The sequence below is a fragment of the Paenibacillus sp. NPDC055715 genome (assembly GCF_053617595.1).
In genome coordinates this window covers 492,446-518,353 of sequence record NZ_JBSHGA010000002.1, presented here as the reverse complement: position 1 = coordinate 518,353, position 25,908 = coordinate 492,446, and the positions used below count along the sequence as shown (strand labels likewise).

Annotated in this window: 23 protein-coding genes; 2 read left to right on the top strand and 21 right to left on the bottom strand. The window is 48.9% G+C overall.

Translation table 11 applies throughout. The features are described from left to right. Window positions 1-27: 27 nt before the first annotated feature. Window positions 28-2,544: a transglycosylase domain-containing protein gene (locus ACWGOO_RS06825; RefSeq protein ID WP_452482004.1), complete on the bottom strand. Its 2,517-nt coding sequence runs from the start codon at window positions 2,542-2,544 to the stop codon at window positions 28-30. A gap of 216 nt (window positions 2,545-2,760) precedes the next feature. Between ACWGOO_RS06825 and ACWGOO_RS06820 the strand changes: the two genes are divergently transcribed. Further along, a complete protein-coding gene (locus ACWGOO_RS06820) occupies window positions 2,761-4,029 on the top strand; it encodes a DNA polymerase IV (protein WP_452482003.1) in 1,269 nt (422 codons plus the stop codon). 201 nt (window positions 4,030-4,230) lie between these two features. On the opposite strand, the gene ACWGOO_RS06815 is transcribed toward ACWGOO_RS06820, so the two are convergent. The 4 genes from ACWGOO_RS06815 to ACWGOO_RS06800 form a co-directional block, all read right to left on the bottom strand. Then, a complete protein-coding gene (locus ACWGOO_RS06815) occupies window positions 4,231-4,518 on the bottom strand; it encodes a stage VI sporulation protein F (protein WP_452482002.1) in 288 nt (95 codons plus the stop codon). A gap of 111 nt (window positions 4,519-4,629) precedes the next feature. Next, window positions 4,630-6,678 carry an ATP-dependent DNA helicase RecG gene (gene recG / locus ACWGOO_RS06810; protein ID WP_452482055.1) on the bottom strand — a complete coding sequence of 683 codons (2,049 nt, stop codon included), beginning with the start codon at window positions 6,676-6,678 and terminating at the stop codon, window positions 4,630-4,632. A gap of 1 nt (window position 6,679) precedes the next feature. Next, a complete protein-coding gene (locus ACWGOO_RS06805; protein WP_452482001.1) occupies window positions 6,680-7,549 on the bottom strand; it encodes a DegV family protein in 870 nt (289 codons plus the stop codon). 49 nt (window positions 7,550-7,598) lie between these two features. Next, a complete protein-coding gene (locus ACWGOO_RS06800) occupies window positions 7,599-9,383 on the bottom strand; it encodes a DAK2 domain-containing protein (protein WP_452482000.1) in 1,785 nt (594 codons plus the stop codon). 512 nt (window positions 9,384-9,895) lie between these two features. Between ACWGOO_RS06800 and rpmB the strand changes: the two genes are divergently transcribed. Further along, window positions 9,896-10,084, top strand: a complete 189-nt coding sequence (rpmB, locus tag ACWGOO_RS06795) for a 50S ribosomal protein L28 (RefSeq protein ID WP_014282288.1) — start codon at window positions 9,896-9,898, stop codon at window positions 10,082-10,084. A 71-nt stretch (window positions 10,085-10,155) separates the two neighbouring features. On the opposite strand, the gene ACWGOO_RS06790 is transcribed toward rpmB, so the two are convergent. From ACWGOO_RS06790 to ACWGOO_RS06715, 16 genes are all read right to left on the bottom strand, one after another. After that, window positions 10,156-10,287 carry a hypothetical protein gene (locus ACWGOO_RS06790; protein WP_452481999.1) on the bottom strand — a complete coding sequence of 44 codons (132 nt, stop codon included), beginning with the start codon at window positions 10,285-10,287 and terminating at the stop codon, window positions 10,156-10,158. Window positions 10,288-10,310: 23 nt separating this feature from the next. After that, window positions 10,311-10,391 (bottom strand): stage V sporulation protein SpoVM, encoded by an 81-nt coding sequence (gene spoVM, locus ACWGOO_RS06785; RefSeq protein WP_014282289.1) that lies wholly within the window; start codon window positions 10,389-10,391, stop codon window positions 10,311-10,313. Between the two features lie 388 nt (window positions 10,392-10,779). Beyond that, window positions 10,780-11,448, bottom strand: a complete 669-nt coding sequence (rpe, locus tag ACWGOO_RS06780; protein WP_452481998.1) for a ribulose-phosphate 3-epimerase — start codon at window positions 11,446-11,448, stop codon at window positions 10,780-10,782. Between the two features lie 4 nt (window positions 11,449-11,452). Further along, window positions 11,453-12,370 (bottom strand): ribosome small subunit-dependent GTPase A, encoded by a 918-nt coding sequence (gene rsgA, locus ACWGOO_RS06775; RefSeq protein WP_452481997.1) that lies wholly within the window; start codon window positions 12,368-12,370, stop codon window positions 11,453-11,455. 87 nt (window positions 12,371-12,457) lie between these two features. Continuing rightward, complete coding sequence (gene pknB / locus ACWGOO_RS06770; protein ID WP_452481996.1) at window positions 12,458-14,743, bottom strand: Stk1 family PASTA domain-containing Ser/Thr kinase; 2,286 nt, start codon at window positions 14,741-14,743, stop codon at window positions 12,458-12,460. Next, the gene (locus tag ACWGOO_RS06765; RefSeq protein ID WP_452481995.1) at window positions 14,740-15,516 is read right to left on the bottom strand and encodes a Stp1/IreP family PP2C-type Ser/Thr phosphatase; all 777 of its coding nucleotides are present in this window, start codon (window positions 15,514-15,516) and stop codon (window positions 14,740-14,742) included. The genes pknB and ACWGOO_RS06765 overlap by 4 nt, the downstream gene beginning before the upstream one ends. 6 nt (window positions 15,517-15,522) lie before the next feature. Next, complete coding sequence (gene rlmN, locus ACWGOO_RS06760) at window positions 15,523-16,563, bottom strand: 23S rRNA (adenine(2503)-C(2))-methyltransferase RlmN (RefSeq protein ID WP_452482054.1); 1,041 nt, start codon at window positions 16,561-16,563, stop codon at window positions 15,523-15,525. 189 nt (window positions 16,564-16,752) lie between these two features. Continuing rightward, complete coding sequence (rsmB, locus tag ACWGOO_RS06755) at window positions 16,753-18,168, bottom strand: 16S rRNA (cytosine(967)-C(5))-methyltransferase RsmB (RefSeq protein ID WP_452482053.1); 1,416 nt, start codon at window positions 18,166-18,168, stop codon at window positions 16,753-16,755. Next, window positions 18,165-19,124 (bottom strand): methionyl-tRNA formyltransferase, encoded by a 960-nt coding sequence (gene fmt / locus ACWGOO_RS06750; protein ID WP_452481994.1) that lies wholly within the window; start codon window positions 19,122-19,124, stop codon window positions 18,165-18,167. The genes rsmB and fmt overlap by 4 nt, the downstream gene beginning before the upstream one ends. A 6-nt stretch (window positions 19,125-19,130) precedes the next feature. Further along, the gene (gene def / locus ACWGOO_RS06745) at window positions 19,131-19,628 is read right to left on the bottom strand and encodes a peptide deformylase (RefSeq protein WP_452481993.1); all 498 of its coding nucleotides are present in this window, start codon (window positions 19,626-19,628) and stop codon (window positions 19,131-19,133) included. A 130-nt stretch (window positions 19,629-19,758) separates the two neighbouring features. Next, on the bottom strand, window positions 19,759-22,380 hold the full coding sequence (priA, locus tag ACWGOO_RS06740; RefSeq protein ID WP_452481992.1) for a primosomal protein N': 2,622 nt from the start codon (window positions 22,378-22,380) through the stop codon (window positions 19,759-19,761). Then, window positions 22,380-23,693: a bifunctional phosphopantothenoylcysteine decarboxylase/phosphopantothenate--cysteine ligase CoaBC gene (gene coaBC / locus ACWGOO_RS06735; RefSeq protein WP_452481991.1), complete on the bottom strand. Its 1,314-nt coding sequence runs from the start codon at window positions 23,691-23,693 to the stop codon at window positions 22,380-22,382. The genes priA and coaBC overlap by 1 nt, the downstream gene beginning before the upstream one ends. A 90-nt stretch (window positions 23,694-23,783) precedes the next feature. Continuing rightward, window positions 23,784-23,987: a DNA-directed RNA polymerase subunit omega gene (gene rpoZ / locus ACWGOO_RS06730; protein ID WP_013310893.1), complete on the bottom strand. Its 204-nt coding sequence runs from the start codon at window positions 23,985-23,987 to the stop codon at window positions 23,784-23,786. 121 nt (window positions 23,988-24,108) lie between these two features. Next, entirely contained in the window at window positions 24,109-24,681 is a 573-nt protein-coding gene (gene gmk / locus ACWGOO_RS06725; RefSeq protein WP_452481990.1) for a guanylate kinase, read from the bottom strand. Between the two features lie 14 nt (window positions 24,682-24,695). Then, window positions 24,696-24,956, bottom strand: coding sequence for an extracellular matrix/biofilm regulator RemA (gene remA / locus ACWGOO_RS06720; protein WP_005548256.1), 261 nt, complete (start codon window positions 24,954-24,956; stop codon window positions 24,696-24,698). Window positions 24,957-25,012: 56 nt separating this feature from the next. Further along, on the bottom strand, window positions 25,013-25,900 hold the full coding sequence (locus tag ACWGOO_RS06715) for a YicC/YloC family endoribonuclease (protein ID WP_452481989.1): 888 nt from the start codon (window positions 25,898-25,900) through the stop codon (window positions 25,013-25,015). Window positions 25,901-25,908: the final 8 nt, after the last annotated feature.

The window sequence follows — 25,908 nt, the reverse complement described above, 5'->3', positions numbered from 1 at the left end:
ATTTTGAATTAGGCCGCTCCCTTTTGTTTAGTTTTTCGGCTGATCGGGTGTTTCGGTATGAATAGTTTCGCTGGATTTATTTTCTGGAGCTTCCTTCTGGGTTTCTGGCTCAGAAGGAGGCTCCTGCTTATTTTCAACAGATGGCTGCGAAACATCTGCTGGTGGCACATCATTACTCTCACCATTCGTATCTATTTCTGTCTCTGGATCAGAAGGTACTGTTTCTTCTGGTAGAATCTCCTTCTGATCCGTTGCAGGTTCTTGTTTCTCTGGAGCTGCTTTATCCTTCACATCCGGTTTGGACGGCATGACAGATGTGGATGAACGTGGTCGTTGTTCCCTCCCGACTTCCGTTGGCACGTATTTTTGGTTAAACCAGTCTGTCACGAGTTGACCGGATTGACGGGAATAACTTCCCGGTAGCTTACCTGTAAGGCTGGAGACCGTAACTTTTACAACACCTTCCGGCTGTATAAAATGCTTATTTTTGAAAAGCTGGGGCTGATCCTTGACTGCCTCGTTCATGACAAGTGCCCACACCGATTGTGCTCTGGAGTGCCCTTCTTGAGATAGCGTGTTAACCTGTTGACGGTAACCTGCCCAGACGCCGAGTGTTACATCCGGTGTATAGCCCATGAACCATACATCGCCAAAGTTTTGTGTCGTACCGGTCTTGCCAGCAATGTCAATGGTACCGTAGCTTTTAAAAGCATTTTGTATACGTTTGCCTGTACCCCTCGGGTCCGATATAACCGTTTTGAGCATATCTGTCATCAAAAACGCGGTTTGCTGGGAATATACACGCTTCGCCTGCGGTTTGAATTCATAAACGATCTTGCCGTCGGCATCCGTAATTTTACTGATCAAATGGGGTTCATTGTATACGCCCATATTAGGAATCGTACCGTATGCTGCTGTCAGTTCCTTGACAGATACCCCCTTGCTGAGCCCACCCAGAACGCCTGTCTGAGCATGTTCATCCTGCGGCTGAATCGTTGTAATCCCAAGGGCACGAACAAAATTCCAGGCGTTTGGAATTTTAACTTCATATAAAAACAATCTCAGCGCAGGAATGTTAATTGACCGATTGAGTGCTTCGCGGGCTGTCATCAGTCCTTCGTACCGTCTGTTATAATTTTTAGGGATATGATAGCCTTTACGTCCGTCTTTCAATACAATTTGCGAATCATCAATAAGACCAGCAGGCTGAGTGTAGCCTTTTTCCAAAGCAGGCAAATAAGCTGCAAGAGGCTTCATGGCAGAACCGGGCTGACGCGTCATCTGGGTTGCATAGTTCATTTGCTCAGTATTAAAGTCCCTGCCCTCGATCATACCGAGTATCCCACCCGTTTTATGATCAATCATGATGGCAGCAATCTGTTCCAGTCCCTTCTGCTTACTGTATGGAGAAAAGTTTTGCGGATTGGATGCAATCTGCCGCATATCGTTATAAACTTTCTTATTTATCGTTGTATAAATTCGATAACCGGACCGTTGCAGCTCTTCCCGTGTATTTTGAAGGAGTTCAGCATACTCAGGTTTGGAAATCTCAGCTGTTGTAAGATCCGGATTTTGCTGGAGCGCCAACAACCGAGCGGCCTCTCGCTCCGTCTCCAGCATCAAATAAGGGAGTGTATTATAACTTTTCTCGCGATGTGGTGCAAGAGTAGCTTTAATATCAAATTGAAGTGCCTCGTTATATTCCGTTAATGTGATTTTACCTGTTGCCAGCATTCTTCCCAGCACGACACGCTGGCGCTCCATAGCTTTGTTGAAGCCTTCTTCATCAAATTTCCCTTTACCGTCAAAAGCCGAATAAACAGATGGCAATTGTGGAAGACCGGCCAAATAAGCCGCTTGAGCAATATGAAGCTTATGTAGATCACTTACATTAAAAATCCCTAACGAAGCCGACTTGATCCCGTACAAATTGTAACCTGCGGAGCCATTGCCAAACGGCATTTTGTTTAGGTATGCCGCTAATATTTTATCCTTGCTCATAAAACGTTCCATGCGCAGTGCAAGCAGCATTTCCTTCACCTTGCGACTATCCGTCTTATCCAGACTGAGGAAAACCCGCCGGGCTACCTGCTGTGTCAGTGTGCTGCCGCCTGTTTGGCGATTTTCGTTCAGAAGCTTCTGTTTGACGGCGCGAGCCGTCCCTTTTAGATCAACACCCTGATGCTCATAAAATTGGCTGTCTTCCGTTGAAATAAGGGCATCTACAATGGATTGGGGAACATCCTTCAGATCCACAAGCTGCCGATCCTCCTCCATGCGCATTCGTCCGACCGGGGTTACCTGGTCATTAAAAAATACAAAGCTGGTCAGAGCGTTCTCATTCACCTTTTCATATATCAACTGACGTGATCGTACAGGTTCATCATGAACCAGCGCTGCCACATAACCGGATATAAGGCCTCCGGCAAATAGGACCCCAAGTACACCCGCAAGCGAGAACCACTTGATATTAATCAGCAAAACTCTGCCAAAAATACGCCACCTGCTGCGTTTCTGAGATGATGGTCGACGTTTTGGGTTCATAAAAATGGTTTTCTCCTCTCAATATGCATTCATTTCCACACGTTTTCATTCAAGATAATATGATACGCCATGTTAGGTTTTCCGTAAACAATAACGTTCCAGAAAATACATTTGGATTAAGAACACTTGTTCTATATATAATACTACTATATGCATTTACATTCAAGAATATTTTGGAAAGACGATCAGCATACATCTGGAAAGGAGGTTGCCACATTGAACGAACACGGAAAAAAAACTATATTTTTAGCAGACTGCCAAAGCTTTTATGCCAGTATTGAGAAAGCCGACAATCCCGAATATCAGCATAAGCCGCTAGTCGTTGCCGGCGACCCTTCGTTGCGTTCAGGTATTATCCTGGCTGCGTGTCCACTTGCTAAAAAATACGGTATATCTACAGCAGAGCGTCTGGGAGAAGCGATAAAAAAATGCCCTGACCTTACCATTGTACGCCCGCGCATGCAGCATTATATCGACGTCTCATTAAAGATAACAGAAATTTATAACGAGTATACGGATTTGGTTGAGGTTTTCAGTATCGATGAGCAGTTTCTGGACGTAACCGGAAGCCTCTCCCTGTTCGGAGATTCGGTGAGCATCGCAAGTGAAATTCAACAAAAAGTAATATCACAAACAGGGGTATGGATTCGTATCGGTATCAGTTCCAATAAAATGCTCGCTAAAATGGCGACAGATATATGGGCCAAGAAGAACGAAAGCGGCATTTTTGTCCTTTCTCCATCCGATATTACAGCGTTGCTGTGGTCTCAGCCGGTTCGCAGTATGTTCGGCATTGGCTCGCGCATGGAACGGCATTTGGAGAGGCTTGGACTGCACACCATTGGAGACGTCGCACGTACTCCCTTGCCCCGGCTTCAGGACAAATTCCGGTCTCATTTCGGCAAGCAGTCAGATATTCAGGCAGAAGTTTTATGGCGAACTGCTAACGGTCTGGATCACAGTCCGGTCAAGCCGGAAACATTGGATACGCCCCCAAAATCCATCGGTCATATGATGACCCTGCCCCGGGATTATGTCCAGTCTGCGGAGGTGGAGACTATCCTGCTTGAGTTGACAGAAGAGGTATGCCGGGACTCCCGCCGCAAAGGATATATGGGCTCGGTTGTGACCGTTCATTGTATATGCAGTCCGCGCGAGGCACCGACCGGATTTTCCCGCCAGATGAAGCTGCCCGATCCTACAAACCGTACCGAAAAGATATATGAAACCGTGAAAAAAATCTTTTATACCTTTTGGAACCATATGCCTGTGAAGCGCGTGGGTGTCACCTTAAGCGGCCTGATGGATGATCAGCTTTACCAGCTGGACTTTTTTGAAGATCAGGAGCGATCCCGAGCTTTGGAAAAAGTAACAGACACTTTAAAGGATCGATATGGTCAGGCGATCATCATGCGTGCATCGTCGTTAACAAACGCTGGTCAGGCTCTGGAGCGATCCGTCAAAATTGGCGGTCATTACAAATAAAATCTTTCTATTAACATGCAGTCTATTGCCCGGGGAATTAAATACGAGCGAAGGCTACGGAATACTATGCTGAACAGAGAGTAACCTGGAAATAGAGAAGCAAGCAAAAAAGGACCGCCTGACATCAGGCAATCCTTTTTCCAGCTTGGATGAGCATCGAGCATTCAGAGAGATTTGAGGAGACATCTTGCGCATGTCCGGTTAACGAAACATCCCCCACAGCTTAATCAGATGAAACGTGTTTGACGGATCGATTTTTTGCGCCAGCACGAAGGCCGTCAATTGTTCTTCCTGTGCGGCTGTCAGCCGCTCGTTCAAAATAGAGGAAGTAGACTTCACAAGTTGACGTACCTTGGCTTTGTTTTGCAGGTCCGCCTTGGTCACACCTTCGATTTGCTGCTTAACCCGTTCCTTGAGCGCACGATTTTTCATTTTCAACTTAATCCGCTCCACCAGTTGCGGACTGATTCCATATTGCTGATAGCTCAATGTTACCGCACCTCCCATATCATTCGGTCATTCCCAAATATATGACGGCCAGCCTGTCCATTGTGCCTATCTGTTTAAAACTATAACAACAACCTTATAATTCAACGTGTATCAGTCGATAAGATCTCCCTGGAAAATCTGCTCTTTTTGCAAATAACCACGTAATGCTTCATACTGCGGAGACGTCCAAAAGGACGAGTCCGCGATCAAACCAGTCGCATCCTCACGTGCCTTTTCCAGCACCTCAAAATCCGCTACCATATCTGCTAACCGAAACTCAGGCAGCCCACTTTGCTTGGTGCCGAAAAAGTCACCCGGCCCCCTCAAATCCAAGTCACGTCTAGCCACCTCAAAACCATCGTCGGTATCGGTCATAACCTTCATCCGCTCCTGACCTACCTCAGACTTGGGATCAGCGACCAGCACACAGTACGAGGCATGTGCGCCCCGTCCGACACGTCCACGCAGCTGATGCAACTGGGACAAGCCAAAGCGGTCGGCATCCATAATGATCATTAGCGTCGCATTCGGCACGTCTACGCCCACCTCTACAACTGTCGTTGAAATGAGTAACTGAACTTCGTTGGCATAGAAAGAACGCATAACCTCTTCCTTTTCTGCGGGAGTCATTCGCCCATGCAGCAGACCGACGCGGTAACGTGGAAAAGCATGCTGCATTTGAATATGCAGATCGATGGCATTCTGTACATCCAGCTTCTCGGACTCCTCAATTAACGGACAAATCAGATAAGCCTGCCGTCCCTGATCCACCTCACGGGAAATAAATCCGAGCACACGATCCATCAGATCATGCTTTACCCAATACGTAGAAATCGGAATACGCCCCTTTGGCCGCTCGGACAACGTAGAGACATCCATATCGCCAAATGCGGTGATTGCCAGCGTACGCGGAATCGGCGTTGCCGTCATCGTAAGAACGTCGGGATTATAGCCCTTGCGACGCAATATACTACGCTGATTGACACCAAATCTGTGCTGCTCATCCGTTACAACAAGCCCAAGCTGGCGGAAATACACATCTTCCTGAATAAGGGCATGCGTGCCCACCACAATATCCAGCAGACCCATCTGGAGCGAAGCCAGCAGCTCCTTACGCTTCTTCCCGTTCGTACTGCCCGTCAACAATCCCACACTAATCCCAAACGGTTCAAATAACTTGTGAAGCGACCGCATATGCTGTTCAGCCAAAATTTCCGTTGGCACCATCAGCGCCCCCTGAAAACCGGAACGCACCGTAGCAAACAAACCGATGGCGGCAACAACGGTTTTACCTGACCCAACATCCCCTTGAAGCAGACGGTTCATACAATAAGGCGAACGCAGGTCATCCAGTATTTCAAGCTCAACTTTCTTCTGAGCATCCGTCAGCTCAAACGGCAAGGCTCTCACAAACTCGCGAACCGTGGCATTATCCACCGTATGTACAACCCCGTCTGCCCGGCCGCGGTTCAACGCACGGAATGCCTGCATTTTCAACTGAAATAAAAACAGCTCTTCATACACCATCCGGCGGCGGGCTTCTTGTCCCTCTCGATTGTCCTGAGGTTGGTGTATACCTGCAATAGACTGCTTACGCGGCATCATACTATATTTGCGTACAAGCAGCTCAGGCAATATTTCGGGAATCATTTCACCAAACTGCTGGAGCGTCTGGTTCATTATTTTTCGCATCCAGGTCTGTGTAATCTTGCCGCCTACGGAATACACAGGCTGAAGCGTCCCCGAGCGGGCCACTCCTTTATCAGGAAACTCAGAATCCGTAACAGTCATCTGCATCCGTTTGAGGTCCCATTTGCCAGTTACGACAATTTCGCGGCCTGACGTTAGCTGTTCCTTCATGAAATGCCGATTAAACCATGTCGCTGTAAACATCCAATCCTCAGCCATCAGTTTACAAGTCAACCTGGATTTGCGTCCATAGCGCTGAAGCACCGGAATGCCCATAATTTTGGCATGCACCGTAATTTTATCTCCGTCCTTCACTTCGCTTAGCGAACGCAGACGGTAATCCTCATACCGGAACGGATAATATTCCAGCATGTCCTGCACGTTAAAAATGCCAAAAGCGTGAAGCTCACCTTCTTTGAGAGCACTCACGCCGTGTATTTGTTTTAAAGGTATTTGATCCAATTGCAGCATATTACCTCTCATCTCCGGCCGGCCATACAAAAATTCCAATCGTTCCTGGCCCTACATGAGCCCCAATGACAGCGCCAAGTTCGGTATAGATTCGATCTCCTAGCTCAAAATGCTTTGCCAGTTGAGCCTCGAACACCTCTGCCACCGAGCGATCTGCCGTATGACCCACAGCAATATTAATTTTTTGGCCCTTTAAATCCCGCTCCAGCAGTTCAATAATTCGTGCTGTCGCTTTTTTATGTCCTCTCGCCTTATCAACCGAATAAATAATGCCTTCTTTGTCAATCGAAAGAATGGGCTTAATGTTAAGCAACGTACCAACCATAGCCGCTGCCTTGCCAATACGTCCGCCTTTTTGCAAGTATTCCAGTGTATCCACCAGGAAATACAGACAACGGCGCTCCCCAAGACGTTCCACAGCCTGAACAATATCAGCCGGGGATTGCCCGGCAGCAGCAAGCTCTGCCGCATAAACCACTAGCATGCCGTATCCGTATGAAGCTGATTTGGAATCCACCACGGTCACTCTATCTTCATGCTTCTCCAGCATGGATTTGCCCAGCAGAGCGGACTGATACGTTCCGCTCACACCGGAGGATAAATGAATAGAGACGATCTGGCTCTCGGGGGATTGCTCCAGCAGCGTCGTGTACGTCTCCAAAAAACGGGCTGGTGAAGGCTGTGACGTCGTAGGCAGGTCATCAGCCCGTACCAGTTCGCTATAAAATTGCGCGGCAGACATCTCAATACCGTCAAGGTAAGTCGTGCTGCCGAACATCATCGTCAGCGGCACAATGACTATACCAAGACGGTCTACCAGTTCCTGTGGAATATCAGCCGTGCTATCGGTCACAATGATGGTGTTGCTCATCGGTCAGATCTCCTTTTATGGTGAGCTTCTATGGACGCTCTACAGCCCATCAAGCTTCCACCGAAAAGAGGTAAGGATAAATCGGCTGACCGCCTTCATGAACTTCCACTTCAGCATCCGGGTAATTTTCTTCAAGCCATGCAACGAGCTGCTCTGTATCTTCTTGCTTCGCATCCGAGCCTGTGAGAATCGTAACGATCTCATCGCCATTCACCAGCATTTTGGTCAGCAAAAGACGAGACGTTGCGATTAACTGTTCCTCGGTCGCCACAATTTTGGAATTCTGAATACCGATATAATGGCCGGCCGTAATGTGCAGGTTATCAAGCGTCGTATCCCGTACCGCATAGGTTACCTGCCCTGATTTCACGCGGCTGACCGCGTCCCGCATGCTGTCCTGATTGGCCTCGAAAGCTTCTTCCTCCTGAAAAGCGAATGCCGCAGCAATGCCCTGAGGGATCGTTTTGCTCGGAATAACCGACACCAAGCGCTCCATCTCCAGCAGTTCACGCGCCTGCTCTGCCGCCAGAATAATATTGGAATTATTCGGCAGGATAAAAATGTGCTGAGCCGCAATCGAGCGAGCTGCATTAACGAAGTCTTCCGTACTCGGATTCATCGTCTGACCACCGGAAAGGACAACATCCACACCCAAGCTTCTAAAAATATCAGCAATTCCTTCACCCGAAGCCACTGCTATAAACCCATAGGGTGCCAGTTCATGGGCCGGTGGCTCAGATGGCTCCTCCTTACGTGCAGGCTCAGCCGGTATTTCAGCAAACCACTCAGGCTCAGGAGCGCCATCCATACCCGCAGATAACAAATCACGATGCTGCTCGCGCATATTCAGAATACGGATCTGTGTAATTTCCCCGTAGCGTAACGCCAGATTCAAAACTTCGCCCGGAGCCTTGGAATGAACATGAACTTTAATAACATCATCGTCAGAAATAACAATGATAGAGTCTCCATCCACAGATAACGCTTTACGGAAGGCTTCCTCATCAAAGTCTGTACCTTTGGCTTCTCCCAATTGTCGATTAATAAAAAACTCCATATCATATAAAAACTCAATATTTTCCGTTTCAAGCTTCGCCTGCGCCGAAATCGGTGCATCCGATGAAGGAGCAATTGCGGCAGCAGTCGGTCTCTCGGATACATGAGGAGCATAAGCAGTGCGTACATTCTCTCCTTTTACAATCGGAGCTGTCGCCAAACCGTTCCCAAGATGCTGCATGAACCCTTCATAAATATACACAAGTCCCTGTCCACCCGAGTCCACAACCCCTACTTGCTTCAGTACCGGGAGCATGTCCTGCGTCATGGCAAGCGTTTCCTTCGCTTTGGCAAGCACTTCTTCCATCAGTTCAGTAATGTCATTCGTCCGGCGTGAGAAAAACACAGCATGCTTGGCCGCTTCCTTCGCCACGGTAAGAATTGTACCCTCCACCGGCTTAACCACCGCCTTGTAGGCCGCATCCACCCCGCTCTGCAATGCCGATGCGAACTGAAGGGTATTCATTTCCTCGTATGGGGCAGCGTAACGGCTGAAGCCACGAAACAACTGAGACAGGATAACCCCTGAGTTGCCGCGGGCTCCCATCAGCAAACCTTTGGATAATATGCCGGACATGACACCGATGGAGGAAGGACCTCCCCTCTTTAATTCTGTTGCGCCCGCGCTCATCGTCAAATTCATGTTAGTTCCTGTGTCACCGTCCGGCACCGGAAATACATTAAGCGAATTGACGTGTTCCGTATGCTGCTGTAATTGTTCCGCCCCGGCTAAAACCATTGCGGTAAAATCTGTTCCATTCAAAGAACGATTACTCAAGAGAATTCCCCTTCCTAGCTTAATACACTTGTTTTGCAATCAGCCTTCCGCACCATCATGTTCATCTGTGCGAGCAGGTTTAATTGAATTATACTAAAGCCAGACAACGAATACGAATGTCACACTTTCGCAAGCTTTTCGTACTCACGGCCTGATCAGCCTTCCACAGGTCATATATATGAAAAACCAGTCAACCACCCGACACTGAAACATTGGCTGGAATGATAAATATGGTTCCGCCTCTGATCTGTCCAGCATGACTGGGATAAGAATTCACATTCCAACTATTACAAGAATAATCACAGCGATAGCTATTCCATATTGTACTATAATGTGTAAGAGAAATAAATAAAGTTTTTGAATCGGTTGACGGAGCTTTTTTGACTATGATATTATATATAAGTATTGTTTTGTTCAGGTTAGTGACTTACAAAGTCCGACTGACCCAGTCGGCCTGAAGAACGACCCGTTCCATACGGAACTTGGTTATTTTCAGAATAGGAGGTGGAATCATGTCTCGTAAATGTTCTGTAACAGGCAAAAAGCCTGGCACCGGTAACCACGTATCTCACGCTAACAACCGTAATCGCCGTACTTGGGGCGTCAACGTACAGAAAGTTCGTATTCTCGTTAACGGTAAACCGAAACGCGTTTATGTCAGCACTCGTGCATTGAAAGCCGGTAAAGTGACTCGCGTGTAGTCGCAAAAAAATAATGTTATAAACAAAAGGCACCTCGTTTTAAACGGGTGCTTTTTTGGTTATTCAAAATGTTACGTCCATTCGATCCATGATGTCAAAATGTCAGGCATCTTCCCGCGCGTTCCTGCCATTTGATGCCTAGCTACCTGTCTGTTGTTGTGCCCGGGAAGCATGCCCTGTGTACCTTGCTCTTCATTTTGCATCCTGTGTGTACGTTACGCGAAATTCAGCTTTTCTGGAATGTATTCAGAATGGCTTTGACGAATCCACCCAGAAATCTTGGCAGCTTGATTGTATAGAACTTCATGCTTCACCCTCCCCATCATCCTCGTGCATCCGTTCTCTGTAGTTTATGCAACCTGTCATGGGTTGTTGCCATACAAAAAAAGGCTACATGAGAATCCCGCTCATGTAACCATATTTATGCACATCCATCCCATGCTATACCATTAGACAAGTCCACAAACATACGGATATGCCGAGAGTATGAAAATAAATAGGATATAATAAAGCATCTGCTTATTACAAGGCCAATGCGCAAACCGCGCCGTTCATTTACGAAAATAAAACAGCACAATAAGAACGGCAACGAGTGAAAGAAGAGCATTCCAGGGAGCCCTTCACCAGCGAGAAGCAGCATAGGATCACACCTGTCGCCATACTCGCTACCGTCGTCCACAGGGCTTCGGTCAGCTTCACTTGGACAAATGAGCTGCACTGTCCCGAATAGCCGCAATAGCCGCTCCACGGTCCGCTCTGCCGAATACCGCACTACCAGCCACCAGAACGTCAGCTCCTGCTTCAAATACGGCTGGGGCTGTCTCCTCGGCGATACCTCCGTCTACCTCGATATGTACATCCGGACGGCCGACTTCATTCAACCATGTGCGAATCTGTCTGATTTTATCCAGCGTCTCCGGAATAAAAGACTGCCCTCCAAATCCAGGGTTAACGGTCATAACCAGAATCATATCTACATTTGGCAGCACTTCCTTGATCGCATATGGTGAAGTGCCCGGATTGAGGGCCACACCCGCAAGAGCACCTTGCTGCTTGATCAAATGAATGACCCCGTGCAGATGAACACAAGCTTCGGCATGAACAGTGACGATATTAGCTCCTGCCTTCACAAAATCGCCGATGTAACGTTCAGGATGCTCAATCATCAGATGAACATCCAGAGGAAGGTTCGTATGCGGACGAATAGCCTGAACGATAGGAGGCCCTAATGTAATGTTGGATACAAAATGACCATCCATGACATCCACATGAATCCAGTCTGCTCCCCCTGCTTCAGCTTCCGCAACTTCACTACCCAAACGAGCAAAATCAGCGGATAAAATCGACGGTGCTATTTTTAACATATACTCAGTACCTCCGCTTTTTTTCTTTTAACTCATTATAGAACTGCAAATAGCTGTCATATCGCCCCTGCGAAATCTGTCCTTCTGCCAAGGCCTCTCTCACTTTACAGCCAGGCTCGTGAATGTGAGTACAGCCTCGGAATTTGCATCCTTCTGCATAAGGCTGGAATTCACGGAAACATGGGGATAACTCATCCACGCCCAGCTCCAGAAAATCCAATTGGCTGAAACCCGGTGTATCTGCTACAAAACCGCCATTGTCGAGCGGAATTAATTCCACATGACGAGTTGTATGCCGCCCCCGGCCCAACTTATTGCTAATGGCGCTCGTCTCCAGCGTTAAGCCGGGTTCCAGCGCATTAAGCATAGAAGACTTCCCTACACCTGACTGCCCTGAAAACACGCTGATTTGACCAGCCAACAGCTTTTTAAGCTCAGCCGTACCTTCCCCGGTACGAGCACTGGTCACCAGTACCTCATAACCAATCTTCCGGTACATTTCCTGAACAGCCAAAACCATCTCATCCTCCGAAGGACTGCCCTCATACAAATCGCGCTTTGTCAGACAGATGATCGTATCCAGCCCGGCGTGCTCAATATGCACTAAAAATTTATCCAGCAACGGCAGATTTAAATCCGGCTCACGTAAGGAAAACAACAGTACGGCAAGCCTAGTGTTAGCCACTGGCGGGCGAATGAGCTCCGTCGTGCGCTTCCGAATCTCATTAACCATACCTTCCCCGTTTTCAGTCAGTTCGTAAACGACCCGGTCGCCGACAAGCGGCGTAATCTCTTTTTTCTTAAAAATTCCGCGTGCTCTGCATTGTACCGTAGCTTCGCCGGATACCGGCCGCCCATTCTGATCCAGACTGGAGACATAATAATATCCGCTGAGCGCCTTGACGATCAGACCTTCAGGCATGTGTAAGCCGTCCTCCTTTATATGTTTAAGTTCCAAAATTCGAATAGTGAAAGCGAATAACGGATAGTATACTGACCTCCGGCAAAATTACTGATGCTTTACAGCCTCAACGACTTCACCCTTTTTTTTGTGGAGGACCTTTCCATTACCTGAATCGATTGTGTGTTTAACGGCAAACTTACCACGTGTTACGCCCGTGGAGCCGGCTTCGGGGGCAAATGCGGACGGTTCACCGTTACCATCGGTGCCATCATGATTGTTCGAGTCGCCCCCTTTATTACCACTATCATTTGGAGAATCCCCGGTATTCCCTTGTTCGGCGCTTCCACTGCCATTCTGTGAAGAAGTACCCTCTGGCGTATCCGTCGGTGTAGTTCCAGCAGGTGGAGCGATTTGAGGCATCGTCACCGTTCCATTCTTCGCGTCAATATAAGAAACGGGATACGTATCAACAAATTGTCCATCTCTGTATACAGAGACAACACTGTCCTTGTTCGGAGCCAGCAACAGATTAATAGTGAACACTTGTGTCGTATTAATCGTACGGCTTCCCCATTCCTGGTTTTCTCCGCGTGCATCCGTATAAGTAATACGAATCTTACTGTTTTTACCCTCTTCCTTCGGCGCAACTGGCACATTAAATGGCAACGAAATGGCTTCTGGCGGATATCCATTGCTTACATAAAAAGTAATTTCCGTATTTGGAGGCAAATCACTGCCAGCCTCTGACGGCCACTGCTTGGTTACTTTGCCTTTTTCCTGCTCATAGCTGAATTCCTGTTTGACCGAGCCAACCTTCAACCCTGCCTTTTTGACCTCATTTTCCGCTTGGTTCTGCGTCTTCCCTACCAGACTCGGCATTTTTACAGTGTCAGCACCCTTGCTGACTGTGAGCACAACCTGGACTGAATCTTTATCAAATGGCTCATTAGCAGCGGGTGTCTGACTAAGGACAGTCCCTTCAGCCTGATCACTGAACTGCTCATTTTGCTGAATCTGCGTCTCCTTAATTTGCTGGGCGGTCAGCAGCTTAACAGCATTCTCGAAGCTTTGGCCTTTGACATCCGGCATCGGAGTAAGCGGCTTGGCAATCCCGACTTTCAGTTCAATTCCTGTTCCCTTCTTAACCACAGATTTATCTGGATAGCTCTGGTAGAAAACAACTCCGGGCGCAACCCCATCCTTATACTCATACTTAATCGGGTCCTTAATGGACAATCCGGACTGACTGATCAGCAGTTTGGCCTGCTCCTCGGTTTTGGTCACCACATTCGGCACCTCAACGTCAGGGACGATAAGCAAATTTTGCACATAGTACACCACGCCACCCATGCAAAGAAGCAACACGAGCACCAGGGTTATCCACAAAATCGACTTCTTTTTACTTTTTTTAGTCGTTTGCTTGCTCTGAAGTTTTTCAAAATCGCCGGATTGGGCAGGCACGTCGTCTCCACTGGAGGACATTCCCATTTGCTGTGGCTTAATAGCCGGAATAATCCGCGTTTGATCCTCGTCATCCAAATGTGTGAATTCCAGTTTGGATTCGTTACGGCGTCCCGGCAGCAGGCATGTCTCCAAATCTTTTAGCATTTCATCCGCAGATTGATAACGTTCCTCCGGGTTTTTGCGCATGGATTTTAAAATGACGTTTTCCACGCTTTGCGGAATCAACGGATTAATTTTGCGCGGTTCCTCAAACTCCTCTTGCAGATGCTTGAGCGCTACACTGATCGGACTTTCTCCCAGAAAAGGAAGCTGCGCCGTCAGCATTTGGTATAAGACAATCCCTAAAGAATATAAGTCCGATTTCTCGCCGGTGACGACTCCCTTCGCATGCTCAGGTGAAAAGTAATGGACAGAGCCCACGACAGAGCCTGTCTGGGTAATCGTCGTTGACGTGACGGCTCTAGCAATCCCAAAATCGGTTACCTTGACCCTTCCGTTGCGTCCGATCAATATGTTATGCGGTTTAATGTCCCGGTGAATAATCTGATTTTGGTGAGCGTGCTCCAGCGCATCACAAATTTGAGAAGCGATCCGTACCGCTTCATCCACTTGCAGCGGGGCACGTTCCTTAATAATTTCGTTCAGATTTTTGCCTTCCACGCACTCCATTACAATATAATGGATTTCATCCTCTTGGCCGACATCATAAATACTGACCACATTCGGATGGGAAAGGGAGGCCGCAGACTGTGCCTCACGCCGAAACCGGCGAATAAATTCATCATCATGAACAAATTGCTGACGCAGCACCTTGACCGCCACATTACGATTCAGCAGAATGTCTTGAGCCTTATACACCAGCGCCATACCGCCGCCGCCGATGCGCTCAATAATTTCGTATCTTCCCCCAAGCAGGTGTCCGATCATGCGTCACACCCCTTTTCACTCAACGAAACTGTGTCATCAGGCAATTCAAACAAAGCTACCGTGATATTGTCGTCGCCTCCGGCAAGCAGCGCCAGATGCAGTAGACGATCCGCTCGTTCCTCCAGAGGATTCTCGGCGGCACCTACTACTTTACTAATTTGCTCCTCCGTCACCAGATTGCTCAGCCCGTCGCTGCACAGTAACAGCACATCGCCTTTTTCCAGGGAGATGGAATCCATATCCACCAGCACCTCGGAATCAGTACCCAGCGCTCGCGTTAACACATTGCGGCGGGGATGGTTCTCCCGCTCTTCCTTGCTGATCTGACCGTTTTTGAATAACTCATTGACCAGTGTGTGATCTTCCGTAATCTGACGTACCGCTCCTTTAGAAATCACATAGGCACGGCTGTCCCCGATATGTCCGATAATCCCGGAGGCATCGTTTAACAAAACGGCTACAACCGTTGTTCCCATATTATGATACTTGTCATCGTGGGCAGCCGTCTGGAAGATGACTTCATTAGCATGCAAAATAGCGTCGCTAAGCGCCGCTGTCAAAGAATGCGCGGATAACCCGCTCTCCAGCGTCGCCAAATCAGCGGCAAGTGTCTCAACCGCAAGACGGCTGGCCGTATCACCGGCCAAATGACCCCCCATGCCGTCGGCAACAATTCCAAGAATATACCCCTGCTCCAAGTGCCTGATCCAGGCAGAATCCTCATTCACCGAACGTACACGTCCGACGTGGCTGACATGAACTGTTTTGATCAAATGGTCTCACCCCAACTCCATATGCTTTGCACGCAACTGGCCGCACGCAGCGGCGATATCATGACCCTGCTCACGCCGGATCGTCACATTGACGCCTTTCTCGGCAAGAATGCGCTGGAAATTGAAAATATCACTGCGCGATGTGCGCACATACTTGCGCTCAGGCACATGGTTAACCGGAATCAGGTTAACGTGGCACAGCATGTCCTTCAGCACGTCCGCCAGTTCTTCAGCATGTTCCGCCTGATCATTCACTCCGCCAATCAAGGCATATTCAAACGAAATTCTCCGGCCTGTTTTAGCAAGATAATAACGAAGCGACTCCATAACATCCTGAAAAGGATAACGCCGGTTTACAGGCATCAGCTTCGAACGAAGCGCATCATTAGGCGCATGAATGGATATTGCCAGATTGATCTGGGTATCCTCGTCCGCAAATTTGTAAATATTCGGCACGATACCACTGGTCGAAACCGTGATGTGACGCTGACCAATATTCAGACCCTTTTCATGAATCATCGTACGCAAAAATGTCATGGTCGCTTCATAGTTTTCAAAAGGCTCACCCGAACCCATAATGACGATGCTACTCACACGTTCATTCGTCTTATCCAAAATTTTCTGTGCCTGAACGACCTGCGCAGTAATTTCACCGGCGGTCAGATTACGTTTGAGTCCTCCAAGTGTAGAAGCGCAGAATGTACAGCCGATCCGGCAGCCTACTTGAGTCGTTACACAAATACTGTTTCCGTAATTGTGTCTCATAATAACTGTCTCGATAGCATGATCATCATGCAGACCAAACAGGAATTTTACCGTACCGTCCTTCGACTCCAGCTTTGTAATTTCATGAAGCGTCACAAAGCTGAACTGGTCCTCAAGCTTCTCTCTCAGCGACTTGGACAAATTCGTCATCTCACTGAAATCATTGACCCGCTTCACATATAGCCAATCAAAAATTTGTCCTCCGCGAAAAACAGGCTCGCCATTGCGCTTGGCCCAGTCCTGCAACTCCTCCAGAGTTAAATCGTATATAAAAGGTTTCATCAATGTTTGCACCCGTTCCTTCTTCATTAAGTTCTGTTTCATTCTCACAGACAGTGTTTTTCATTCTTCCTATTTTAACACAAATCTCTAAGAGGGTAAAAATTTTTCGTCCCAATGCAAAAACCGCCGGATGATATCCGGCGGAATGTGGAAATGTTGGTGGTTGAATGCCTGCGGGATTCTTACGAACTACTTCACCCGGCGCAGACGCGCGATATAAAATCCGTCGCTGTGAAAATGCTGCGGCAACAGCTGTATCGATCCACACTGAGCATGATCCATGCCGTCAGTTACGTCTGATAAGAAATGTCCTTCTGCCAGTTCATACTCGGGATGGTCACTTAAAAAACGGGTGATTTGCCCTTCATTTTCATCCGGCTCAATCGTGCATGTACTGTATACCAGAATACCGCCCGGCTTTAAAAGCTCAGCTACGTTGTCCAGTAGCTCATGCTGGAGCTGTGTGATGTCGCGGACATCCTGTGGAGTTTTACTCCAGCGCAAATCAGGCTTGCGGCGGATCACTCCAAAACCGGAGCATGGCGCGTCGAGCAAAACGCGGTCAAATGATGCGGGAGCATAACGATTTTTCAACTCAAGTGCGTCTCCGGTGACCGTTTCCACGGCATCCAGCCCTAGCCGGTCTGCCTGTTCCTGGATTAGCCGATGTTTGTGAGCATGCAGATCGTTGGCGATAATCCGGCCCTGATCCTTCATCAATTCAGCCATATGAGCTGTTTTGCCGCCCGGGGCAGCGCAGCAATCCAGTACCAGCATATTCGGCTCAGGCGCAACCGCCTCGGCGACGAGCATGGAGCTTTCATCCTGCACGGACAGCAAACCGTCCGTATACCAGGAGGTGAGCGCCATGTTTCCACCGCTGCGAACAACAATTCCGTAAGGGCTAACCACCGATGGAACGGCATCCAACCCTTTCGCAAGCATCTCGTTCAAGAGCTGATCACGACTGGTCATTGTCGTGTTCACCCGCACGCTGACCGCTGGTGGCTCATTATTAGCGCGGCAGATGGCTTCCGCAATATCCACACCGTATTGCTTGATCCAACGCTTAACCAGCCACTGTGGATGGGAATGCTCCAATGCAATCCGTTCCTCGGCTGACAGCCCGTCCGGAATGCGCAGCTTGTCCGGCTCACGCAGCATGCTGCGCAGCACGCCGTTGACCATCCCTGAAATCCCTTGGTGTCCGCGACGCTTGGCAATGGTTACCGCTTCACTAACGACTGCATGATCCGGAATGCGATCCAGATATACGATCTGGTACACACTCATTCGCAGCAAAGAACGCACCCAAGCCTGAAGCTTGGCTGTTCCTTTCTGAACAAACTTGTTTAAAAAATAATCCAGCGTATTTCGGCGTGCAACTGTACCGTATACAAGCTCCGTCGCCAAGCCAGCGTCACTCGCGGACAAACCCGCCTGTTGAAGCCGACGATTCAGCTCAAGATTGCTATATGCACCCTCTTGCTCAACTCCCGTCAGCACGTCCAGTGCAACTTCTCTAGCCGTCTGGTTACGAGTCTTGCCTGCTCTGGCACCAGCATCCCTGCCTTGGCCTCCCTGACGGGAGTGACCGCCGCTCACCCGAGCACCGTGCCCGGCTTCATCTGACCACCACGCGCAAAGTTCCCGGCTTCCATAACCTTCTTGCCTGCCGGCTGCACCTGTGTTAGCCATATAGTGCCCTTGCCCGTCTGTACTTCAATGCCACGGGCAGTCAATTGCAGAACTGTCCCGGGTCCCGGAGCATTTGCACTAGCCGCTTCACTATGGATGGAAGGCTGCTCAGCCGCCCATATTTTAAAAACATTTTCTTCCCACAGCGTAAATGCACCGGAAAACGGAACCAGCCCGCGAATCCGGTTGTATACTTGCTGCGCACTGTCATTCCACGGAATACGCTCATCGTCACGATTCAGGTTCGGTGCGTAGGTTGCCTCTTCCTCGTTTTGCGGCGTACGGCCTGATTGCCCTGCCAGCAGCTTAGGCAGCTCATCCTGTAAAAGCTTTGCTCCAGCTATGCTCAGCTTCTCAAAAATCGTACCGGATGTATCCTCCGGTTCAATAGCAACCTCAACCCGCGATATCATATCGCCGGTATCCAGTCCTTCCGCCATATACATCAGCGTTACACCTGTAACGGTTTCGCCGTTAATAATGGCACGTTGGATCGGCGCCCCTCCCCGATAACGGGGGAGCAGCGAACCGTGCACATTCAGGCAGCCGAAACGGGGCAAGTCCAATACAGATTTGGGCAAAATCTGCCCATAAGCCGCTGTCACGATCAGATCAGGATGCAGCTCCGCTACCTGAGCCACTGCTTCCGACTGGCGCAAGCGGGTCGGTTGAAGCACAGGCAACCCGCGCTTCTCCGCTGCTTCCTTGACTGGCGTAGGCGCCAATATTTTTTTTCGTCCCTGCGGCTTATCCGGCTGCGTAATGACACCGACTACATTGTAGCCATTGTCCAGCAGCATGTTCAACGAAGGCACAGCGAAATTCGGCGTGCCCATAAAGACGATACGAATGTCTTGAATCATCGAACCTCACTCTCCTGTCTGACGGTTCGGTCCTGGCTGTTCCGGAGCAACCTCATATACCTTTTCCGCAATATCCGTGAATAAAACCCCGTTCAAATGGTCAATTTCATGTTGAAAAGCACGAGAAAGCAATCCTGTCGCTGTAACCGTAATCGCCTTACCCTCACGGTTCAGCCCCTTGACGCTAACCTTCTCGGCACGACGAACATCACCATTTAACCCAGGAATACTCAAGCAGCCCTCCGCACCCAATTGCTCGCCTTCTTCGGACACAATTTCAGGATTAATCATTTTAATTAAACCGTGCTCATCCCCGGCATCCACAACGATTAGACGCTTCAAAATACCTACCTGTGGAGCAGCAAGGCCCACTCCTTCAGCTTCATACATGGTATCTGCCATATCGTCGAGCAGCTTTTGCACGTTAGGCGTAATTTTAGTAACTTCCTTTGCTACTTTGTGCAATACATCATCCGGTTCCAACACTATAATTCTAATTGACATGACAATAGAACACCTTCCTCTTTATTCTTTATTTGAGCTTCATCGTATTCACAACAAGCGCGACTGCTACATTATCCTATGTACGGACGGCTTGTCCGCATTAACTGTGCCGAAAACTTTTGCGCCTACGCTACATAAGCATTTGCGGATCGACATCCAGACTGATCAGTAGCTTTTGGACCTGTGCGGATTCAGCCATTTCATCAGCTACCTGCTGGGCCAGACCAATCGCGTCTATATTTCCACGCCATTTTATCATACATTGAAATCGGTATCTATTCTTGATTCTCGAAATTGGTGAAGCTACAGGTCCCAAAATGTCAAGTACATCCGATGTAAGCCGATCCATATTGCCGAACCACCCCCTTTGTCTCGCCCTCCCTTGGAGTGTGGCTGAATAGTTCTCAGCCAGTCGAACCAGTATAGGGAGCTGTTCATGAGTGAAGGTTACCAAAATGAGACGGCAATACGGTGGATAATGCAGATTACGACGGTGTTTCAATTCTTCCCTGACAAAAGAACCGTAGTCGTGCCGACTCGCGTGAATAACCGAATAATGCTCTGGTGTATAGGTTTGCACGAACACTTCTCCAGGCAATTGATGCCGTCCGGCGCGTCCGGCTACCTGTGTTAACAACTGGAATGTCTTTTCCGCAGCCCGAAAATCCGGCAAATTAAGCGCCGAATCCGCTGTGATGACACCCACCAGCGTCACATCGGGAAAATCCAGTCCTTTGGCAACCATTTGGGTGCCGAGCAGTACATCCGCTTTTTTATCACGAAATTGCTTGAGCAGCTTTTCATGGGCATTTTTCTCCGTCGTTGTATCGACGTCCATCCGCACGACACGTATACCGGGAAACAGCTTTGCCAGTTCCTCTTCCACTCGCTGAGTACCTGTGCCAAAGTAGCGAATATGCTCACTATCGCATTCCGGGCAGACCTGAGGCACGGGCTCAGAATAGCCGCAGTAATGGCAACGTAAATTATTCGAGCGCTGATGATATGTGAGCGAAATATCGCAATGCGGGCAACCCGCCACATAGCCGCAGCTACGGCACATGACGAACGTGGAATGTCCACGCCGATTCAGCAGCAATACTGTCTGTTCCTTGCGCTCCAGCCGCTCTGCGATTCCGTTATGCAATGCGCGGCTGAACATGGAACGGTTGCCAGCACGCAGTTCCTCGCGCATATCCATGATATGCACCTCGGGCAATGAGTTCCCTAGTGCGCGAGTCGGCATTTCAAGCAGCAGCGGCGCAAACTCGTCATTGCTTTGCGAGCGGGCTGCATAATAGCTTTCCAGCGACGGCGTAGCCGAGCCAAGAATAACCACAGCCCCATGCTGATGGGCTCTGCGTACGGCCACGTCACGCGCGTGGTATTTGGGTGTCTCTTCCTGCTTATAGGAGGTTTCATGTTCCTCATCCATAATAATAAGACCCAGTTTACGAAAAGGCGCAAATACAGCCGAGCGGGCGCCAATCGCCACCTTCACACGGCCTTCGCGTATTTTGCGCCACTCGTCGTAACGTTCGCCCCCGGACAGTCTGCTGTGCATCACCGCGACCTGATCGCCAAAGCGACCTTTAAAACGCTCTACCATTTGCGGTGTTAACGATATTTCCGGAACCAGCACAATCGCCTGACGATTCTGCTCAATGCAGCGTTGAATCGTCTGTAAATAAATTTCTGTCTTACCACTGCCCGTAACTCCATGCAGCAAATAAGCTCCTTGCTCACGCGTATCCAACTGCCGGATGATCCGTTCATACACGTATTGCTGCTCTTCAGTGAGCGGCAATGGCTTCGTAGGCTTGAAGTTTCTACCCCGATAAGGGTCGCGGAACACCTCTACATCCTCAAGCACCGCATAGCCCTTATCCTCCAGCGACTTGACCGTTGAGGCTGATACACTAAGCGAGGTCATGACTTCCTTCAGCGGCAGAGGCAGAAACTCGCTACGTTCCAGCAAAAAAGCAAGTACCTCCCGCTGACGCTGCGCTTTGGCGGAAAACTGCTCTAATGCCGCTGAGGCCTCTTCTATACCGATAGCCAAATCCACGGCTTTCATAGTCTTCTTGCCAAGCTTGTCTTTAATAACCTGACTCTCCTGAAGCACACCCCTGCGCAACAGCGATTTAATAACCTCTGCTTCTTCGGGAAAATGGCGACTTAGCTGCTGAAGAGGGACTTGCTCCTTCTCCTGAATAAATCTGACAATCTGGCGTTCAGCCGGGTCGCTCATGCCATCGTCAATAAGGAGAGCCCATTCGGGTTCTCCCCTCATATCCGGCCGCATGGTTCGATGTGTATCCGCTTCTGAACCGTAATCCAAAACGTCAGCAGCAGGCGGATGATCTGCGAACTCATACTGCTCAGCGATAGAAATATAACGTTCGGCCTTGCCCTTTAACGCTGTAGGAATCATCACTTGCAGCGCCATAATCTGATTGCAGGCATAGCGTTCGCTCATCCATTTACCCAGTTCTACCAGATCCGGAGACAAGGGCGGTACCAAATCCAGCAGCTCCTGTATCGCCCTCATCCGATATTTCGGCAGCTCCTCAGCAGGTACTACCGAGATGACAAAAGCCTGCACCGTCCGTTTGCCAAACGGCACTGCAACCCGGCTACCCGGCTCAATCCATGGCCGCATCGACTCGGGGATCAGATAATCGAAAGTACGATCCGTATTCTTGGCGGGCACATCTACAATAACCTTGGCAACTAAATTGCCCATTTCCATTAATGCAACACCCCACCCATACGTCCAGCCGCTATCGTAAGCAGCTTACGTGCTACTTCTTCCTTCGACTGCACAGGAATACGTTCTACCATCCCGGCGCGGTCGTAAATTTGTACAGCATTTGTATCGAAGCCAAAGCCTGCTCCATCAGCGGTCACGTCGTTAGCTGCAAGAAGGTCGCAATTTTTCCGCTCCAGCTTATCCATGGCATACGTCTCCAGGTTCCCTGTCTCCGCAGCAAAGCCAATTAAAAATTGATGCTTCTTGCTGCGTCCGAGTGACTCCAGAATATCGACATTCTTCACTAACTCTAGCGTAAATGTACTATCCTTCTTTTTAACTTTGGTCCGTGCCGCCTCACGCGGTCGATAGTCTGCAACCGCAGCAGCCATAACGACCAAATCGCAATCTTCCCACTGTCTGAGCACAGCGCTATACATGTCGTCAGCGGACTGAACTCTTTCAATTAAAATGCCCACAGGAGGCTCCGCGCTTGTATTTGCAGCAATCAAATGCACATCGGCACCCAACTCCTGAGCCACTTTTGCGATGGCAAAGCCCATTTTACCGGAAGAATCATTCGTAATATAACGTACCGGATCAATCCTCTCGATTGTACCCCCAGCAGTTACAATCACTTTTTTGCCTGACAGCAGCCGTTCATCGCCATTCAGTAGCGAACCTTGCGATTGTCCACCTGAATCCACAGCTTCTCCGCCAAACCAACGTGGCTCCGGCTTGTTGGTGACACCTTTACTTTCCTGCTCTTGCTGTTCAAAATATCGTTCTACCGTTTGTATGATGGTTTCAGGCTCTTCCAGCCGCCCTTTGCCAACATAACCACAAGCCAGCAAGCCTTCACCTGGCTCAATCATCATGACACCGCGGGATACGAGCGTGTCCATATTTTGCATTACTGCGGGATGAGTGTACATATGCACGTTCATAGCAGGTGCTACCATAATAGGTGCTTTCGTAGCCAGCAGCGTTGTGGACAGCATATCATCAGCAAGCCCATGCGCCATTTTCCCGATGATATTCGCGGTTGCAGGAGCAACCAGCACCAGATCGGCTTTGTCCGCCAAATGAATATGGGATACGACGGATGGTTCTCTTTCATCAAACGTGTCACTGTATACCGGATGACGAGAGAGCGACTGAAGCGTAAGCTCGGTAATAAACTGCTTCGCGGATGCCGTCATAATGACATGAACCTCAGCTCCCTTTTGCGTTAGCTTACTACACAGCGTAGCCCCTTTATAAGCGGCAATTCCGCCGGTAATACCAAGAATAATGACTTTCCCCTTCAACATCGTTAACTCCCCCTGACCGAAAAAAATAACAACCTTGCGGTTGTCAAAGGAATTGGCATTGCGCCCGGTTATAATAATTGTCTATAATTCTTATTCGTCTTCGCCGCTTTCAAGTCGCAAATGATCCGCGTAGATCTCTTCCAACGCCACTCCAACTTGCTTGTGGGATTTAGGATTCTTGAGAGTCGTCTTCTCACCCTCGCGCAACTGTCTGGCACGGCGTGAAGCCGCTACAACCAACGAATACTTACTATCTGCCTTTTTCATCATTTCATCAATGGAAGGATACAGCACGAATAGACACCTCTTCATGTAGTTTTGGGACTATACAAGCTAAACTCCAGTGTACATTCCCGAGTTCAGCTTGTATAGTCATTTTCTCTTTAAATACGCTTGGCATATGTAAAGCCCTGTTTTATGGATGGACCTTACAATGTTCGGCGATAATAATGGATTCTATTCGTTTACAAGCGAAATCAATCTCATCATTGATAACCGCATAATCATAGTGACGCAACAGATTCATTTCATCCACAGCTACCGACATACGGTGATCAATGGTTGCCTGAGTTTCTGTACCCCGTCCCCGAATCCGGTCCTTCAATTCATCCAACGAAGGCGGAAGCAGGAAAATGAAAATACCATCAGGAAATTTCTCCTTCACTTTGAGCGCTCCCTGAACCTCAATCTCCAGAAAAATATCTTTTCCCTGCGCAAGCGTCTGATCTACAAAATCACGTGGAGTGCCATAATAGTTTCCTACGTACTCTGCATGCTCCAGCAGCTCATCCCGTTCAATCATGCCCAAAAACTGTTCACGCGACTTAAAAAAGTAGTTAACTCCGTCCTGTTCACCCTTGCGGGGTGTGCGGGTTGTCGCGGAAACCGAGTATGTCAATTCCGGCAGTTTCTCACGCAGTGCGTTGCCTACCGTTCCTTTGCCGACACCCGAAGGTCCGGATAATATAAATAATAATCCCTTAGCCATAGTACACTCCATTTTTATTCGTCATTGTCATCATCTTTAGTGGATAGCCGATGAGCGACCGTTTCCGGCTGCACCGCAGACAAGATCACATGATCACTGTCCGTTATAATAACAGCCCGTGTCCGGCGGCCATAGGTAGCGTCAATCAACATATGACGGTCCCTAGCTTCTTGTATAATCCGCTTGATCGGAGCAGACTCCGGACTGACGATGGAGATAATTCGGTTGGCCGACACGATATTGCCGAAGCCAATATTGATCAATTTGATTGCCATATTCAGGTCTTTCCCCCTATACATGTGACTATTGCAGCCGTGCCGCTACCAGGTAGCTACTCGATGTTTGCAGCCTGCTCACGAATTTTTTCCAGCTCCGCCTTCATCTCCACGACTAAATTAACTAGCGCAAGATGATTGGCCTTGGAGCCGATCGTGTTGACTTCCCTGTTCATTTCCTGGATTAAAAAATCTAATTTGCGGCCGGCTGGCTCGTCCGACAGCAGCAATCCCCTGCATTGCCCAAAGTGACTTTGAAGCCGGGTAAGCTCCTCATCAATACTGCTGCGATCCGCGAATAAAGCAATCTCCATTCCGAACTTATGCTCATCAAGCGTAAATGAACCGTCCTGAAGCTCAGTAAGCCTGTGTTTAAGCCTGTTACGGTAGTCGCTCACAACATGAGGAGCCTGCACCGTCATTTCAAAATGTAGGGATTCCAGACGCGAAATACGGGATTCCACATCCTGCACCAAATGCCCGCCTTCTCGCCTTCTCATGTCCAGCAATCCCTGCAATGCTTCATTCAATGCTTGCTGAAGCTGCTCTTCCCAGCCCTCTTCGTCTCCATCGCAAGCCTCACCAGGCTCACCCAGAACGTCAGGCAACGCAAGAATGTCGCTTATACCCAACGTTCCCTTCACGCCATACCGATCCGCCAACTGCTCCGCTGCATGCAAGTAAGCCTGCACTACAGTGTCATTCAACCGTGCGGCGGGTATCTGTTCATCATCACGTTCCCTGTGAATGAAGACGTCGACACGGCCGCGCTTGATCTGCTGTTGAACCGTTCTTCTCAAGCCATCTTCATAACGAGTCCATTCGCGTGGAAGCCTCATCATCACTTCGCAATAGCGGTGATTCACCGATTTCAGCTCCAAGCGCACTTTATATCCTTCATAATGAAGAATGGCTTGACCGTATCCGGTCATACTCAATGACATCGGCATCA

What these genes read in the sequence shown, in the direction of transcription:
- ACWGOO_RS06790 (WP_452481999.1), bottom strand. Translation starts at nt 10,287, where the DNA reads ATGCAAAATGAAGAGCAAGGTACACAGGGCATGCTTCCCGGGCACAAC.
- priA (WP_452481992.1), bottom strand. Translation starts at nt 22,380, where the DNA reads ATGGAAATGGGCAATTTAGTTGCCAAGGTTATTGTAGATGTGCCCGCC.
- recG (WP_452482055.1), bottom strand. Translation starts at nt 6,678, where the DNA reads ATGCTGCAATTGGATCAAATACCTTTAAAACAAATACACGGCGTGAGT.
- rpe (WP_452481998.1), bottom strand. Translation starts at nt 11,448, where the DNA reads ATGTTAAAAATAGCACCGTCGATTTTATCCGCTGATTTTGCTCGTTTG.
- pknB (WP_452481996.1), bottom strand. Translation starts at nt 14,743, where the DNA reads ATGATCGGACACCTGCTTGGGGGAAGATACGAAATTATTGAGCGCATC.
- coaBC (WP_452481991.1), bottom strand. Translation starts at nt 23,693, where the DNA reads ATGTTGAAGGGGAAAGTCATTATTCTTGGTATTACCGGCGGAATTGCC.
- ACWGOO_RS06715 (WP_452481989.1), bottom strand. Translation starts at nt 25,900, where the DNA reads ATGTCATTGAGTATGACCGGATACGGTCAAGCCATTCTTCATTATGAA.
- rsgA (WP_452481997.1), bottom strand. Translation starts at nt 12,370, where the DNA reads ATGCCTGAAGGTCTGATCGTCAAGGCGCTCAGCGGATATTATTATGTC.
- def (WP_452481993.1), bottom strand. Translation starts at nt 19,628, where the DNA reads ATGTCAATTAGAATTATAGTGTTGGAACCGGATGATGTATTGCACAAA.
- rpmB (WP_014282288.1), top strand. Translation starts at nt 9,896, where the DNA reads ATGTCTCGTAAATGTTCTGTAACAGGCAAAAAGCCTGGCACCGGTAAC.
- ACWGOO_RS06805 (WP_452482001.1), bottom strand. Translation starts at nt 7,549, where the DNA reads ATGAGCAACACCATCATTGTGACCGATAGCACGGCTGATATTCCACAG.
- rlmN (WP_452482054.1), bottom strand. Translation starts at nt 16,563, where the DNA reads ATGAAACCTTTTATATACGATTTAACTCTGGAGGAGTTGCAGGACTGG.
- gmk (WP_452481990.1), bottom strand. Translation starts at nt 24,681, where the DNA reads ATGGCTAAGGGATTATTATTTATATTATCCGGACCTTCGGGTGTCGGC.
- ACWGOO_RS06825 (WP_452482004.1), bottom strand. Translation starts at nt 2,544, where the DNA reads ATGAACCCAAAACGTCGACCATCATCTCAGAAACGCAGCAGGTGGCGT.
- remA (WP_005548256.1), bottom strand. Translation starts at nt 24,956, where the DNA reads ATGGCAATCAAATTGATCAATATTGGCTTCGGCAATATCGTGTCGGCC.
- fmt (WP_452481994.1), bottom strand. Translation starts at nt 19,124, where the DNA reads ATGATTCAAGACATTCGTATCGTCTTTATGGGCACGCCGAATTTCGCT.
- spoVM (WP_014282289.1), bottom strand. Translation starts at nt 10,391, where the DNA reads ATGAAGTTCTATACAATCAAGCTGCCAAGATTTCTGGGTGGATTCGTC.